This is a genomic window from Neobacillus niacini NBRC 15566 (genome assembly GCF_001591505.1).
GTDB classification, from domain to species: Bacteria; Bacillota; Bacilli; order Bacillales; family Cytobacillaceae; genus Neobacillus; species Neobacillus niacini.
Genome location: NZ_BCVA01000020.1, coordinates 13,640 through 27,035 on the forward strand (window position 1 = coordinate 13,640; position 13,396 = coordinate 27,035).

A 13,396-nucleotide genomic window follows, 5' to 3' on the forward strand; every position below is an offset into this window, starting at 1 on the left:
TTTTTGTTGCTTTATTTGATCACATTAAATAAAGTATAAAGTAATTTAGCAAATAGTTTGAAAATAGGTGAGACAAATGAGTGTTGAAATCATACCATTAGGAGATTCAGCGATCAGGATTTCATTTGGTAATGAAATTGATGAGAGTACTCATCACCAAATTAATCGCTTTTTACATAACTTTACAAGTTATAAGATTGATGGTGTTATTGAGTGTGTCCCAACGTTTACCACGATTGCAATTTTTTATGATCCTTCCAAAATAAGGTATCGCCAATTAGAGAAAATCGTTTATTCTGTAATGGAATCAGCAAAGGAATTAAAACTGTATAGCCCTATTGTCTATAGGATTCCTGTTTATTATGGAGGAAATACTGGTCCAGATTTACAATTCGTTGCAGAGTACAATCGCATTAGTGAACAAGAAGTTATTCACTTACATTCTAACCAAGAATATTTAGTCCATATGATTGGTTTTGTACCAGGTTTTCCATATCTTGGTGGATTAGATAAAAAAATATCAACGCCTCGTTTAGAAATACCAAGAGCGAAGGTTGCAGCAGGTTCAGTGGGAATTGGCGGCGGACAAACAGGAATTTATCCTTCTGAGGTCCCTTCAGGCTGGAGAATTATCGGTATAATCCCAATAACATTATTTGATATCGAAAAAAACAATCCGTCACTCTTGTCTGCAGGCAATTATGTATCCTTTTTCCCTGTGGATTGGGGCGAGTTTCTTGCCATTAAAGAAAGGGCTGCTTCAAAGAATTATAAAGTTTCGACTTACATGAAGGGAGAGGAAATAACTTGAGTTACATTGACATCAATTGTGATCTTGGAGAAAGCTATGGATTATTTAAAATTGGGAATGATAAAGAGGTTTTGAAGCATATATCATCTGCAAATATTGCTTGTGGCTATCATGCAGGGGACCATAATGTGATGATGGAGACCATTCAAATGGCAAAAAAATATCATGTAAATATTGGTGCTCATCCTGGATTTCCGGATATATTGGGGTTTGGCCGGAGGGAGATGAATGTATCCACTAGGGAAATCTACAATCTCACACTCTATCAAATGGGTGCCTTAAGTGCATTTGCCAAAGCTGAAGGAGTAAAGCTCGTCCATGTTAAACCCCATGGAGCCTTGTATAATATGGCTGCTAAATCTAGATTAATAGCAGATTCAATTGCTCAGGCTGTAGCAGATTTTGATTCTACGTTAATCCTTTTTGGGCTATCCGGTAGTGAACTTATCCAAGCTGGAAAAGCAAAAGGTCTAAATACTGCACAGGAAGTGTTTGCAGACCGAACCTATCAACCTGATGGATCGTTGACTTCTAGAAATGATGAAAACAGCATGATTCATGATATGAACATTGCAGCCCAGAGAATTATCCGAATGATAAGAGAAGGGAAAGTTGCGACAACGGACGGAACTGATATTGCTATGACTGCAGATACAGTCTGTGTTCATGGTGATGAACCTGCTGCTTTAAATTTTATAACAGAATTAAAACATGCCTTAACAAAAGAAAATATAGAAATTAGGAAGAGTTGGCCGAGATGATGAGGACCCCAATCTTTAAAGTGTTAAAACCCGGTTTGCAAACAACTGTACAAGACCTTGGAAGGTTTGGATTTCGTGAATTTGGGGTTAGCATTTCAGGTGCCATGGATCCTTTTTCATTGCAGGTGGGTAATGTATTAGTTGGTAACGACTTAGGGGAGGCTGCACTTGAAGCACCGCTAATTGGACCTGTCTTAATGGCTTTAAATGATGTCTCTATTGCCATTTGTGGAGGGAATTTATCTCCACAAATTAATGAGCAGGAGATCCCGCTTTGGAAAAGCATTGTGATAAAAAAAGGGCAGATTCTCTCATTTGGAGAGCTGAAAGAGGGAGCAAGAACGTATATAAGCATTGCAGGTGGAATTCATGTACCTATTGTACTTAATAGTAAATCAACGTATCTAACAGGAAAATTTGGAGGTTTTGAAGGAAGGGCAATAAAAAAGGGGGATATTCTTTATGGGAATCCCTTCACCAGAAGAAATAGAAAGCTGCACACCAAGCTTATTCCAAAATATACGAACCCATTAACGGTAAGAGTAATAGTTGGTCCACATACTGATAAATTTACTTCCAAAGGTATCGAAACATTTCTAACGAAAGAATATTCCGTAACCACCCAGTCCAACCGAATGGGGTATCAATTAACAGGTCCACAAATGGAGCATAGCGGGGCCGCAGATATTATATCAGACGCCATTCCTTTAGGTGGAATCCAAGTCCCTGCAAGCGGGCAGCCTATCATTCTTATGGCTGAACACCAAACAACGGGAGGTTATTCTAGAATCGGAACTGTTATTTCTGCAGATATCCCGCTTCTTGCTCAAGCGCAGCCGGGTACCAGGATAAGATTTAAGCAGGTTTCACTCCAAACTGCTCAAAACCTGCTAATTCAAGGTAAGAACATGATGACCACCTTATATAGGTTATCAAGGGGGTAATTCCTTAATAAAGATGAACTATAATTCAGGTTTAATAGATTTTATGGTATAATATTAGTAATAGTTGATTCATGAAGGCTACATGAATTGGTAATAATAACCTAGTCAGAGAATTATTCGAAACGTTCATTCTCGAATTTGGTTTTATTAATAAATTTTTTATAAGGTGTGATTTTGTGACAGAATTAGTAAACGGAAAAGTACAACATCGAAAGCTCCCCCTTACTAAAAAAATCTTTCGAGCGATATCCATTACTCTCGGAGCTATATTAATGGCTGTCGGTCTAGAGATCTTTTTAGTCCCTAACAAGGTTATAGATGGAGGGGTAACAGGTATATCAATCATGTTATCTCATTTAACCGGTCTTGAACTTGGTATCTTTCTATTCGTGTTAAACTTGCCATTTGTTTATTTAGGCTACAAGCAGATGGGTAAAACATTTGCGATATCTACTGTTTATGGAATTATTGTTTTATCGGTTTTTACAACATTATTTCACCCAGTACCAGCGTTTACCGATGATATTCTTCTTGCAACCATTTTTGGGGGCATGATATTAGGAATCGGGGTTGGTATTGTTATTCGCTTTGGTGGTGCTTTAGATGGGACTGAGATACTTTCTCTCGTTATAACCAAAAAGGTACCATTCTCCGTTGGTCAAATTATTATGTTTATCAATATCTTTATTTTAGGAGCAGCCGGGTTTGTGTTCAGTTTTGATCGAGCGATGTACTCTGTATTAGCTTACGTTATTGCTGCAAAAGCCATTGATACAGTGGTTGACGGCTTCGAGGAATCCAAATCGGTTTGGATTATCAGTGATTTAGCAGAGGAAATCGGAAATGCTGTAAATGCTCGTTTAGGTCGTGGTGTGACTTATCTAAAGGGTGAGGGAGCCTATACCGGTGACCATAAAAAGGTCATTTTCTCTATCATCACTCGACTTGAAGAATCGAAATTGACAACGATTGTTGAGGAAATTGACCCAAATGCCTTCTTGGCGATTGCTGACATATCCGAAGTTCGGGGTGGACGTTTTAAGAAGAGGGACATTCATTAAAATTCGTATTAGTAACAATAAAACTCGGGGATAAATTCTCTGGGTTTTTTTAATCCTTTAAAAAGTTAGGAGTTTTAAAAGAGTAAAATATAGTCAGAATATATGTCAACAATTTTTAAAAATTTTAAATAATTCAGAAAATATATTGACACATTTTTGTCACTATTATAACATTCATATTAGGAGAGAGTTAGTGAGTACTAACAAACATAGTTAGGTAGGTAGAAGGAATATGACCACGGATGAAAAAATCTTGAAAGTCGCCATCGATATGATTGCGAAAAAGGGATTTAAAGGAGCAACAACAAAACAAATAGCTGAAAAAGCTGCTGTGAGTGAAATGACTCTATTTAGACATTTTCCTAGCAAAAAGAAGATATTAGAAGCAGCTATTGACCGTTATTACTATAGTTTTCAAATGAAGGAACTTTTTGAACACAAGTTAATTTGGAATCTAGAAAAAGACTTATTGATGATTGCCGAGACTTATCACACCATTATGAAAAAAAATAAAAATGTCATAAAAATAGCTATTCAAGAAGGTCATAACGTTCCAGGACTGCTTGAACAAGTTAATAAGCACCCAAGGCAATTAAAGGAATTAATTGAAAAATATTTAGAAGAAATGCATAAGAGAAACCATATCAAAGACTGTGATTATGAACTCACTGCCATGAATTTTCTTTATATGAGTTATGGGCTTTTTATATCTCGCTCATTTGTCTCAGGAGAAATCATTACATCCCTTTCAGAAGAGGATGTAATAAAAGGAAGTGTTCAGGTATTTATCGATCACCTAACTCCTAGTGAGGTAAATGAAAAGGTATAGGAATAAAGGAGGATAATAACATGCATTTATTAATTCACTTAACACACGGGCCAGAAGCACCAACCCAAGCAGACAGGGCGTTTCTAATTGCTAAAACAGCTCTTAAAGATGGTCATCAGGCCTCTATGTTTCTTGCAGGAAGCGCAGTCCAATTACTAAAGGAAGAAAATCTTGACACTGTTTTTGGTGTGGGAGTAACGGCAACGGAGTTACGAAATTCTGTTAATGAAATTCTCGAACGAGGGGGAAGAATTGTTCTATCCCAAGTATCCTGCGGGGCAAGAGGTATTACAGAAGAAGATCTACAAGGCAAAAAAGTAGAACTAGGGTCTCCTAGTGTTCTAGTCGAAATGACCGCTGCATGTGATAAGGTGATAACTTATGGGTGAGAGAGGTGAAGGTGAATGGCTAGAATCTGGGAAAAATACCTGGATGAACGCGATTCTAAAATATACTCTAGCGCTGGTTTAGGATCTATGTATGGCTTGGGGAAAAAACCAGCACTCTTGATTATTGATGTGCAATATGGATTTACCGGAGATGGACCAGAGGAGATTGAAGAGGCGATTAAAACATATCCAACTAGTTGTGGAACAGCAAGTTGGGGGGCTATTCCATATATTAGAAGAGTATTAGAAACTTGCCGTAAAAAGGGACTTCCCGTGATCTATACCATTATCGAAGGGTCCAAGAGCAGTGATAATGACCGTGTAGCCATTAAGGGTCAAATTTTTGATCACCCGCTGTTACTAGAAGGGGAAAAAGGGACAAAAGTAGTTGAAGAATTATCCCCGGTCAATGGTGAAGTGATCCTATCGAAGAAAAAACCTAGTGCGTTTTTTGGAACACCATTAGTTTCTCTTTTAACAGCCCAGCGAGTTGATAGTGTTATCGTGACTGGATGCACAACAAGCGGATGTGTTAGAGCAACTGTGGTTGACGCTTTTTCAAATAATTATAAAGTTGTGGTTCCAGAAGAATGTGTATTTGATCGTGGTATAACGACTCATGCGATTAACTTGTTTGATATACAACAAAAGTATGGTGATGTCATACCTGTAGAACAGGTTATATCCTATTTGGAAGCGCTTAAACTATAGGGGGAAGATAGATGATTATCTCAAAGCAGGAAGGAAAATTAGTGTTGGTTAGGCAGGACGAACATGCTATCCAAATGGGAACAGTATCTAGGTTATGGGGAAATGAACGGTTTCAAAAGTTAGTAAACCATGAATCTGTTAGTCTTGGAATTGAAAAACATGACGCTGGATGGAAGCAGCCTGATGATGATGTATTATTTAACGAATCTACCAAACGCCCAACAAACTTCTTAGAGGTTAATTTACCAGAACATGTTCGTTTTTACGAAATTGGCTATCGCAATACCTTAAAACAGGATCCGTATGCAGGGATGATGCTGGGAATGCACTGGATCGGTCTTTATACAAGTAGATTTGGATATGATCCAACCTTTACGTATAAGGTTTCTGATGATTTGAGAGGCTTCATGAATGATACGATTAACACAATCCAAAAGGAATGGATTGATATCAAGCAGCAGTATTGGAAAGCACAACATAAACGCAGTGAATTTGAAGATAACATTTGGATGCAGTATGAGTATTTTCAAGTTATGGATCGCTTAGGGTTATTCATGGGGTTAAATAATCCGACGGAAAAGAATGAAGTTACATTAGGTCCAGTAAGAATGACAAGAGAAAGCGAACCGGTTCACTTAACCGTAAATTCCAAAGGAAATGGAGAAATTCTTATTCAGCCATTCCCATTTGCTGATGAGTTTGATACTTCTGTTCCTGGAAGAAGAATAGAAGATCGTGATTATGAAACTCATCAAGAAGCTAAGGAAATTATTGAAGGTACTGAAAAAGAAGACATCCAATGGAGAATCGTTGCTAGTTAATCTAACAAACTACGTTTTTTATTATCTGAATTTTGCTAATATATAGATAACTAAAAAATAATGTGCATAAGCGTAACGTGATGTTAGTGGGCACTAACTAACTTCAATTGAATGCAGGTGAAAGAAATTGAGCGAAGACTTTGTCCTTAAAAATGAATTTGCACATGTTACTGTAAAACTAGACAGGTCAGCAAATGGAGATAGGCTATTAATTCAAGATAACCGGACAGGAAAAATTTCTTACTTCGATCCCCTTGAATTAGAAAGTTTATTATGGAGTACGCACAAGGAACTTACGAATCTTTTAGATCCCTCAAAAACAAGATGGATTGATGAAGCAGACGACATATAGGACTTTTCAGTAAAGTGGGTTGACTAGAGAGGATTTAACTAGGAGGTAAAGTCATTTGAATAAAGTAAAAGCGGCTGTACTAACAGAAAAGGAAACAATAGAAATAAAGGAATTCCCTATCCCTGAAACAGGAGAAAACGAAGCCCTTCTCCAGGTTGAAGCCTGCGGGGTATGTGGATTTGACAGTGAAGCTTATTTAAACGGTGGAAATGGGGTTTTTCAACTCCCATGTGTGATAGGTCATGAAATAGTTGGAAGGGTAACAAATTTAGGTCAAAAGGCCGCCGCACGCTGGGGGTTACAAGAAGGTGACCGAGTAGTCGTTGAAGAGTATATCCCATGTGGTGCCTGTAATAATTGTCTTACCGGTAACTATCAACAATGTTTTGATTTACGATATGGAGCAATGAGAATAGATAATGAGAAAACGGCTTTATGGGGAGGATTTGCAGAATATATGTATCTCCATCCTAATTCTATTGTCCATAAGGCAAGTGCGGATGTTTCACCAGAACTTTTGCAATTATATATTCCAATATCTAATGGTATCCACTGGGTTCAAGAAGTAGGAAATACGAAAGTCGGTGATACCGTTCTTATTCAAGGACCAGGACCAATGGGGTTAGGCGCAGTTATCGGGGCCAAAGAAGCTGGAGCAGGAAAAATCATTGTTACGGGTATGTCTAAAGACGAACATCGTTTAAAATTAGCCAAAGAATTTGGTGCGACTCACACATTCTTTGCAGATACTCAAGACTTGGTTAAAGAAGTACATGCGGTAACGGATGGGAAAATGGCAGATACAGTTATTAACGCAGCAACTGCCCCTCAGCAGCTCGTAACTGCATTAGATCTAGCAGGACTCAGAGCTACCATTGTTCACTCTGGGACCGATGAAAAATTATCGCAAAATCTTATGTCTAGTAAAATCACATGGAAGCTGCTGACCGTAAAAGGAGTCCTTGGCCGTCCAAAGAAAGCAGTCGGAGTCGCATTGCGCGTAATAGAATCAAGAAAATATCCTCTTGAAAAGATGGTTACACATAGTTTTCCAATCGAAGAAGCAGCCAAAGCAGTCAAGATGCATGCATATGGTCAGGATGGGTGCATTCATGTTGCAGTTGTAAACGAATCTTTAAAGGAAGCTAGGTGAATACAGTGAAAATTTCTGATCTGGTAAAAGAAGGCGCAATACACGGTGATGTCTATAAGGATGAAGAAATTTTTCAAAAAGAAATGAAGAATATCTTTGAAAATACATGGGTATATGTAGCACATGAAAGTGAGATTGCTAATTCAGGTGACTACAAGACAACCTTCATTGGTTTTAATCCAGTGATTGTGACCCGCGACTCTGACAGTGATGAAATACATGTTGTCTTAAACCGCTGCAGACACAGGGCCGCAACCGTTTGCCAGCAGGAGCAAGGAAATGCCAACTATTTCCGCTGTGCCTATCATGGATGGACCTATTCCAATAATGGTGATTTGACAGGAATGCCATTTCAAGATGGATATGATGAAAAATTTGACCGCTGTAAGATGGGGTTAATCAAAGTTCCAAAGGTTGGAGTGTACCAGGGTTTTATCTTTGCTAGTTTATCTGAGGATGTTCCTAGTCTCGAAGACTATTTGGGGCATGCCCGTAAATATATCGATTATGTGGTGAATACAGGACCAGAGGGGATTGCTTTAAATGCAGGTGTTCATAAATATAGTTTTGATGGCAATTGGAAGCTGCAAGTAGAAAATACGATTGATCCTTATCATTTAAGTGTCACCCATAGGAGTTTCTTTAACCTTGTCGCAAACAAAACGGGAAAAAGAATTAATTTTTCAAAGATGCACAAAAACGAAAAAATACGAGACTTAGGGAATGGCCACTCCTTATATGAATTAGATGGAGACCTTGGTATTGGTGCATTACCGTTTAATTTAATTATTTTTCCTAACCTCGGCTTTGTTGGTTCTCAAGTTCGTGTAACAAGACCCATATCTGTTAACAAGACTCATGTCAGCCTGTATCCAATCATGCTGAAAGGTGTTTCAGTAGAGGAGAATGCCAGCAGGCTAAGAAAGCATGAAGGTTTCTATGGCCCAGCTGGTTTTGGTACCGTAGATGACCTCGAGGTTGGATTTGATCGAGTGATGGAGGGGCTGAATGCAAAGGCAAATGGAGCAGAATGGCTTGAAATCAGTCGAGGTATGAACCGGGAAGAGATAGATGAAGATGGAATCATTACTGCTACTTCAAGTGACGAGGTATCTGCAAGAGCATTATACAAAGAATGGCGACGACTAATGACCAAAGAATAAAAGGATGATTGGGGGCATGAAGATGAATGGGGTTCTTATAGACCGAAAGGATGTTGAAGCTTTTCTTATAGATGAAGCCTCATATCTAAATGATGGGAATTTCAGCGAATGGCTGGATTTATTTACCGAAGACGCGTGGTATTGGATTCCGTCAAATAAGGATCACTATGATCCGAATACACATGTATCTATCATATACGATAACAAAGAGAGATTGGGAGAACGAGTTTGGCGATTACAAAGTGGTTTAGCATACGGTCAAGAGCCACAATCAAGAACGAGGCACTTAATCTCAAATGTTAGAGTTCTAGATCAAGATGATCAAACCATTACCGTAAGCTCTAATTTCATTATTGTGGAATTAAGGCGTAGTATCCAAACGATTTATTCTGGCAGATTCGAACACAATCTGAGAAAAAACGGTAACTCATGGAAAATTGCAGCTAAAAAGGTGGAACTTATTAATAATAACGAATTTATCGGAAACTTGAGCTTCTTGTTATAAGATTGGTGCTAAATCTATGAGCAGAGTACCGGTTATTATTTTAAGTGGATTTTTAGGTAGTGGAAAGACAACTCTATTATTAAATTTGCTTGAGGAATCCAAGCAAAAGGAAATGTCGTTTGGAGTAATCATGAATGAATTCGGAAAGATGGATGTCGACAGCCATATTATTAACGGGAGAAGTTCTGTACCTATTCAATCTCTAAACGATGGATGTGTCTGCTGCAGTAAAAAAAGTGAATTGATAAATAGCTTTGAACAACTTTTAAAGACAAATCCAACCATAATTTTTATTGAATTAACAGGCATTGCTAATCCAGAGGAAGTCATGGATGAAATGTTGAGAAAAGAATTAATTTCTCGCATATACGTGAAAAGTGTGGTTTCGCTAGTAGACGCGGAAACTATCTCAAACATAACGACTTTCGATATGAGGAACACCTATGCCAGACAGCTGTGTGCTGCTGACTCCATTATCGTAAATAAGATTGATCTGGTAGAAAACCTGGATAAATCCAAAATTGTTACTTTAATAGAACAGTTAAATGATTCAGCTGATCTCCAATTCACGTTTAAAAGTCAAGTCGGTCTTGATCAACTGCTTACTATTAATAGAACCGGAAAAAAACAGGATAAAGATTCCTTACAAGCTTCAGAGGATATTGAGCAGCAGGCAGACCAGCCTTCTTATGAATATTTATCTACCATTGCCCTTCCTGTTCCAATTAAAGTTACTAAAAACATCATAGAAGAGTATTTCTTTTGTCTAAAGCCTAATTTAATTAGGGCTAAAGGTTTTGTTTATTTAGAAGAAGACAATAACATTTATTTAGTTCAATTTATTGGGAATAGGCTGAGTTGGAAAGTCTTTATGGAATATGAAAGCCAGCCTTTTATCACTTTAATCGGTGTTGATTTACATGCAAGTCAAGCATTTGAAATGTTTTCCCAACTGGTAAAAATGCCAGTTGAAGAGCTTTTAACAATAAATGGATAAATGTATTCAGCAATAATACTTAACGTTTTCGTATTAATCGATTTTGTCATATTATGTCGTTATTTTTATTATTCAGAAAATACGGAAATATATATAATCAAATTAGTAGGACTAGTTAATTATTACTAGTTTGACATTATTAATAGATTAAAGGGGTGTTTGAATAGATGAACCTTGAGGGAGAAGCAAAATTTTCAATGGATGTAAATCAGTTATGGAATTCACTTCTAGATGAGGAAATTTTGAAAAAAGTCATTCCTGGCTGTCATGAATTAATCGTAAAAGAAAATGGTGAGTACGATGTAGTTTTAAAATTAGGCGTGGCTGCAGTTAAAGGAGAATATGTTGGAAAAGTAAAAATAGAAGGTGTAGATAAACCAAATTATTATATTCTTCATGCCTCTGGGAGTGGAACTCCGGGTCATGTAGAAGCAAAAATGCATTGCCGATTATTCGAAACAGAAGGCGGTTCTAGACTTGAATGGAACTGTGACGCGGAAATAGGCGGCACCATTGCAAGCGTCGGTAACCGAGTCCTAGGAGGAGTAGCGAAATTTTTAGCCGGAAAGTTTTTTAAAGATATTCAAAAAGCGGCTACATCAACAGCAGTAGAATCCCCATAGATCCCGCCATTTACATTGAATAATACTCTTCAAATATAGCACTTATAGAAAATTGAATCTCCATAAAAGCTTACCGATTAAAACTACAAAAAAGGTGGTTACTATAGAATGACAAGACATTATCGAGTTGGACTAATAGTCCCAAGCTCTAATACAACTATGGAAACTGAGATTCCGGATATGCTGCACGCAAAAATGAAAGAATCTTCTGAAGTTTCTTTCACTTTTCACTCTAGCAGAATGAGAATGAAGCATGTCTCTAAAGAGGAATTATCAAAGATGGATGTGGAAAGTGACAGATGTGCGGTGGAACTATCTGATGCCCGCTGTGACGTTCTCGCCTATGCTTGTTTGGTAGCAATCATGTGCCAAGGCGCAGGTTATCATATAAGCTCCGAAAAAAGGCTGTATGGTGCAACGGTTGAAAACGGTGGTTCAGCCCCGGTCATCAGCAGTGCTGGAGCATTAGTGGAGGGTATAAAAACTATAAATGCAAAAAAGGTATCCATTATCACCCCATACATGAAACCTCTAACTCAGATGGTAATTGATTATTTAGAACAAAGTGGAATCGAAGTCATTGATTCGATCAGCCTTGAGGTCTCGGATAATTTGGAAGTTGGGAGATTAGATTCAAATAATCTTCCTGAGATTGCAAAAAGGCTAAATATAGAAGGTGCCGATGCAATCGTTCTTTCTGCATGTGTACAAATGCCATCTCTTCCAGCAGTTCAAAAGGTCGAAGATGAGCTTGGATTGCCAGTATTGACTGCTGCCACTTCAACTGTCTATAAAATATTAAAGCAATTGGAGCTAGAAACCTCGGTCCCTAACGCTGGAAGCTTATTATCAGGAAAATATTAATAATAGAAAAAATGAACCTAGTAAAAAGGAGGTCATCATAATGAAGCCGCCAAAGTTCTCTTATCTAAGACCTAATAATCTCCAAGAAGCTCTTGATATGTTGGCTGAATATGGAGACGATGCCAAGATTATGTCTGGAGGCCAAAGTTTAATTCCTTTATTAAACATGAGGCTTTCAACACCTGGCTACATAATAGATATTGGCAGAGTAGAAGAATTGAAAGGAATAAAAGAAGAAGAAGATGCGATTGTGATCGGCGGGATAACTCGACATGTAGATGTAGAAAAATCAGCATTGGTTCAGGAAAAATGCCCGCTTCTGACTGAAGGAATCCGCTGGGTAGGACATAATCAAATCAGAACGAGGGGAACAATTGGCGGAAGCATTGCCCATGCAGATCCATCAGCTGAGCTGCCATGCATATTAACGGCCTTAAGAGGAGAAATCGTTATGGTGTCTAGTGAGGAAGAAATAACCGTATCCCCTGAAGAATTTTTCCTCAGTTATTTATTAACGTCACTCGAGCCCAATCAGCTCATTAAGGAAATTCGTTTTCCAAAAATCAAAAAAGGGAGCGGATATGCGTTTGAAGAGGTTGCTAGGAGGCACGGAGATTTTGCCTTAGTTGAAGTAGCCGTTGTCATCGAGCTTGATGATGATGGGACCATAGCAGATGCAAAAATCGCATTAGGTGGTGCAAATTCAGTTCCTTTTATCCCAGAAGCAGCAGAGGAATTTTTAATAGGAAAGCTGCCTGACGATTCCATTCTTAAAGAAGCTGCTACTCTTCAATTAGATGATTTAGATCCAGAAGGAGATATCCACGGCTCGAAGGAATACCGCCGATATTTATCAGGTGTTTTACTAGAAAGGGCGTTAAATAGAGCTATTGACCGAGCCAGGGAAGGAGTATTCGCATGAGCAATTGTAATGTCAAAATTAAAATAAATGGTGAAGTGATAGAAAAAGAGATTGAGTCTCGATGGCTTTTATCAGACTTTTTGCGGGATAAACTTGGTCTAACCGGAACTCATGTAGGCTGTGAACATGGTGTGTGTGGAGCGTGTACCATATTACTAAATGGCGAGCCTGTCCGTTCCTGCTTAATGCTTGCTGTCCAGGCAGATGGCTTAGAAGTTGAGACCGTGGAATCACTTGCTGAAGAAGATGGTACCTTCCATCCAATCCAACAAGCATTTGCCAATAATCATGCTTTACAATGTGGATTTTGCACGCCAGGTTTTCTAATGTCTGTAAAAAATTTCATGGAAACTCATCCTGAGTTGCCAACAGATGACGAAATCCGCGAAGCGATCTCTGGTAACCTTTGCCGTTGTACTGGATACAGCAATATTATTAAAGCTGTGAAAGATGCATATGTACTGAAATGTTAATCAAAGGAGGGACCTGA

At 38.2% G+C, this 13,396-nt stretch carries 17 protein-coding genes; all 17 read left to right on the plus strand.

Annotation, left to right across the window (positions count from 1 at the left end; all coding sequences use genetic code 11):
* The first annotated feature begins 76 nt into the window (after window positions 1-76).
* The 17 genes from pxpB to BANA01_RS15460 all read left to right on the plus strand — a co-directional run bounded on the left by pxpB (window position 77) and on the right by BANA01_RS15460 (window position 13,379).
* Window positions 77-811, plus strand: a complete 735-nt coding sequence (gene pxpB / locus BANA01_RS15380; protein WP_063253693.1) for a 5-oxoprolinase subunit PxpB — start codon at window positions 77-79, stop codon at window positions 809-811.
* Window positions 808-1,572, plus strand: a complete 765-nt coding sequence (locus tag BANA01_RS15385; RefSeq protein WP_034674305.1) for a LamB/YcsF family protein — start codon at window positions 808-810, stop codon at window positions 1,570-1,572. Before pxpB ends, BANA01_RS15385 begins: the two co-directional genes overlap by 4 nt.
* On the plus strand, window positions 1,569-2,516 hold the full coding sequence (locus BANA01_RS15390) for a 5-oxoprolinase subunit C family protein (RefSeq protein ID WP_235847161.1): 948 nt from the start codon (window positions 1,569-1,571) through the stop codon (window positions 2,514-2,516). The genes BANA01_RS15385 and BANA01_RS15390 overlap by 4 nt, the downstream gene beginning before the upstream one ends.
* A 176-nt stretch (window positions 2,517-2,692) precedes the next feature.
* Window positions 2,693-3,577 (plus strand): YitT family protein, encoded by an 885-nt coding sequence (locus BANA01_RS15395; RefSeq protein ID WP_034674303.1) that lies wholly within the window; start codon window positions 2,693-2,695, stop codon window positions 3,575-3,577.
* A 232-nt stretch (window positions 3,578-3,809) separates the two neighbouring features.
* Window positions 3,810-4,406: a TetR/AcrR family transcriptional regulator gene (locus BANA01_RS15400; protein WP_063253694.1), complete on the plus strand. Its 597-nt coding sequence runs from the start codon at window positions 3,810-3,812 to the stop codon at window positions 4,404-4,406.
* A gap of 20 nt (window positions 4,407-4,426) precedes the next feature.
* Window positions 4,427-4,795, plus strand: coding sequence for a DsrE family protein (locus tag BANA01_RS15405; RefSeq protein ID WP_063253695.1), 369 nt, complete (start codon window positions 4,427-4,429; stop codon window positions 4,793-4,795).
* A gap of 15 nt (window positions 4,796-4,810) precedes the next feature.
* Window positions 4,811-5,506 carry an isochorismatase family protein gene (locus tag BANA01_RS15410; RefSeq protein ID WP_063253696.1) on the plus strand — a complete coding sequence of 232 codons (696 nt, stop codon included), beginning with the start codon at window positions 4,811-4,813 and terminating at the stop codon, window positions 5,504-5,506.
* An 11-nt stretch (window positions 5,507-5,517) separates the two neighbouring features.
* A complete protein-coding gene (locus tag BANA01_RS15415; RefSeq protein WP_063253697.1) occupies window positions 5,518-6,327 on the plus strand; it encodes a DUF3891 family protein in 810 nt (269 codons plus the stop codon).
* Between the two features lie 127 nt (window positions 6,328-6,454).
* Window positions 6,455-6,679: a hypothetical protein gene (locus tag BANA01_RS15420; RefSeq protein ID WP_063253698.1), complete on the plus strand. Its 225-nt coding sequence runs from the start codon at window positions 6,455-6,457 to the stop codon at window positions 6,677-6,679.
* A gap of 55 nt (window positions 6,680-6,734) precedes the next feature.
* Complete coding sequence (locus BANA01_RS15425; protein ID WP_063253699.1) at window positions 6,735-7,832, plus strand: zinc-dependent alcohol dehydrogenase; 1,098 nt, start codon at window positions 6,735-6,737, stop codon at window positions 7,830-7,832.
* Entirely contained in the window at window positions 7,829-8,995 is a 1,167-nt protein-coding gene (locus BANA01_RS15430) for an aromatic ring-hydroxylating oxygenase subunit alpha (RefSeq protein WP_063253700.1), read from the plus strand. The genes BANA01_RS15425 and BANA01_RS15430 overlap by 4 nt, the downstream gene beginning before the upstream one ends.
* Before the next feature lie 22 nt (window positions 8,996-9,017).
* A complete protein-coding gene (locus BANA01_RS15435; RefSeq protein WP_063253701.1) occupies window positions 9,018-9,500 on the plus strand; it encodes an aromatic-ring-hydroxylating dioxygenase subunit beta in 483 nt (160 codons plus the stop codon).
* A 16-nt stretch (window positions 9,501-9,516) separates the two neighbouring features.
* Entirely contained in the window at window positions 9,517-10,497 is a 981-nt protein-coding gene (locus BANA01_RS15440; protein WP_063253702.1) for a CobW family GTP-binding protein, read from the plus strand.
* A 167-nt stretch (window positions 10,498-10,664) separates the two neighbouring features.
* A complete protein-coding gene (locus BANA01_RS15445; protein ID WP_063253703.1) occupies window positions 10,665-11,120 on the plus strand; it encodes an SRPBCC family protein in 456 nt (151 codons plus the stop codon).
* 108 nt (window positions 11,121-11,228) lie between these two features.
* A complete protein-coding gene (locus BANA01_RS15450; RefSeq protein WP_063253704.1) occupies window positions 11,229-11,984 on the plus strand; it encodes a maleate cis-trans isomerase family protein in 756 nt (251 codons plus the stop codon).
* Window positions 11,985-12,024: 40 nt separating this feature from the next.
* Window positions 12,025-12,906, plus strand: a complete 882-nt coding sequence (locus tag BANA01_RS15455; protein ID WP_063253705.1) for an FAD binding domain-containing protein — start codon at window positions 12,025-12,027, stop codon at window positions 12,904-12,906.
* A complete protein-coding gene (locus BANA01_RS15460) occupies window positions 12,903-13,379 on the plus strand; it encodes a (2Fe-2S)-binding protein (protein WP_063253706.1) in 477 nt (158 codons plus the stop codon). The genes BANA01_RS15455 and BANA01_RS15460 overlap by 4 nt, the downstream gene beginning before the upstream one ends.
* Window positions 13,380-13,396: the final 17 nt, after the last annotated feature.

Coding starts and splice junctions, on each gene's coding strand:
- pxpB (WP_063253693.1), top strand. CDS start 77: ATGAGTGTTGAAATCATACCATTAGGAGATTCAGCGATCAGGATTTCA.
- BANA01_RS15390 (WP_235847161.1), top strand. CDS start 1,569: ATGATGAGGACCCCAATCTTTAAAGTGTTAAAACCCGGTTTGCAAACA.
- BANA01_RS15400 (WP_063253694.1), top strand. CDS start 3,810: ATGACCACGGATGAAAAAATCTTGAAAGTCGCCATCGATATGATTGCG.
- BANA01_RS15405 (WP_063253695.1), top strand. CDS start 4,427: ATGCATTTATTAATTCACTTAACACACGGGCCAGAAGCACCAACCCAA.
- BANA01_RS15410 (WP_063253696.1), top strand. CDS start 4,811: ATGGCTAGAATCTGGGAAAAATACCTGGATGAACGCGATTCTAAAATA.
- BANA01_RS15415 (WP_063253697.1), top strand. CDS start 5,518: ATGATTATCTCAAAGCAGGAAGGAAAATTAGTGTTGGTTAGGCAGGAC.
- BANA01_RS15435 (WP_063253701.1), top strand. CDS start 9,018: ATGAATGGGGTTCTTATAGACCGAAAGGATGTTGAAGCTTTTCTTATA.
- BANA01_RS15440 (WP_063253702.1), top strand. CDS start 9,517: ATGAGCAGAGTACCGGTTATTATTTTAAGTGGATTTTTAGGTAGTGGA.
- BANA01_RS15445 (WP_063253703.1), top strand. CDS start 10,665: ATGAACCTTGAGGGAGAAGCAAAATTTTCAATGGATGTAAATCAGTTA.
- BANA01_RS15450 (WP_063253704.1), top strand. CDS start 11,229: ATGACAAGACATTATCGAGTTGGACTAATAGTCCCAAGCTCTAATACA.
- BANA01_RS15455 (WP_063253705.1), top strand. CDS start 12,025: ATGAAGCCGCCAAAGTTCTCTTATCTAAGACCTAATAATCTCCAAGAA.
- BANA01_RS15460 (WP_063253706.1), top strand. CDS start 12,903: ATGAGCAATTGTAATGTCAAAATTAAAATAAATGGTGAAGTGATAGAA.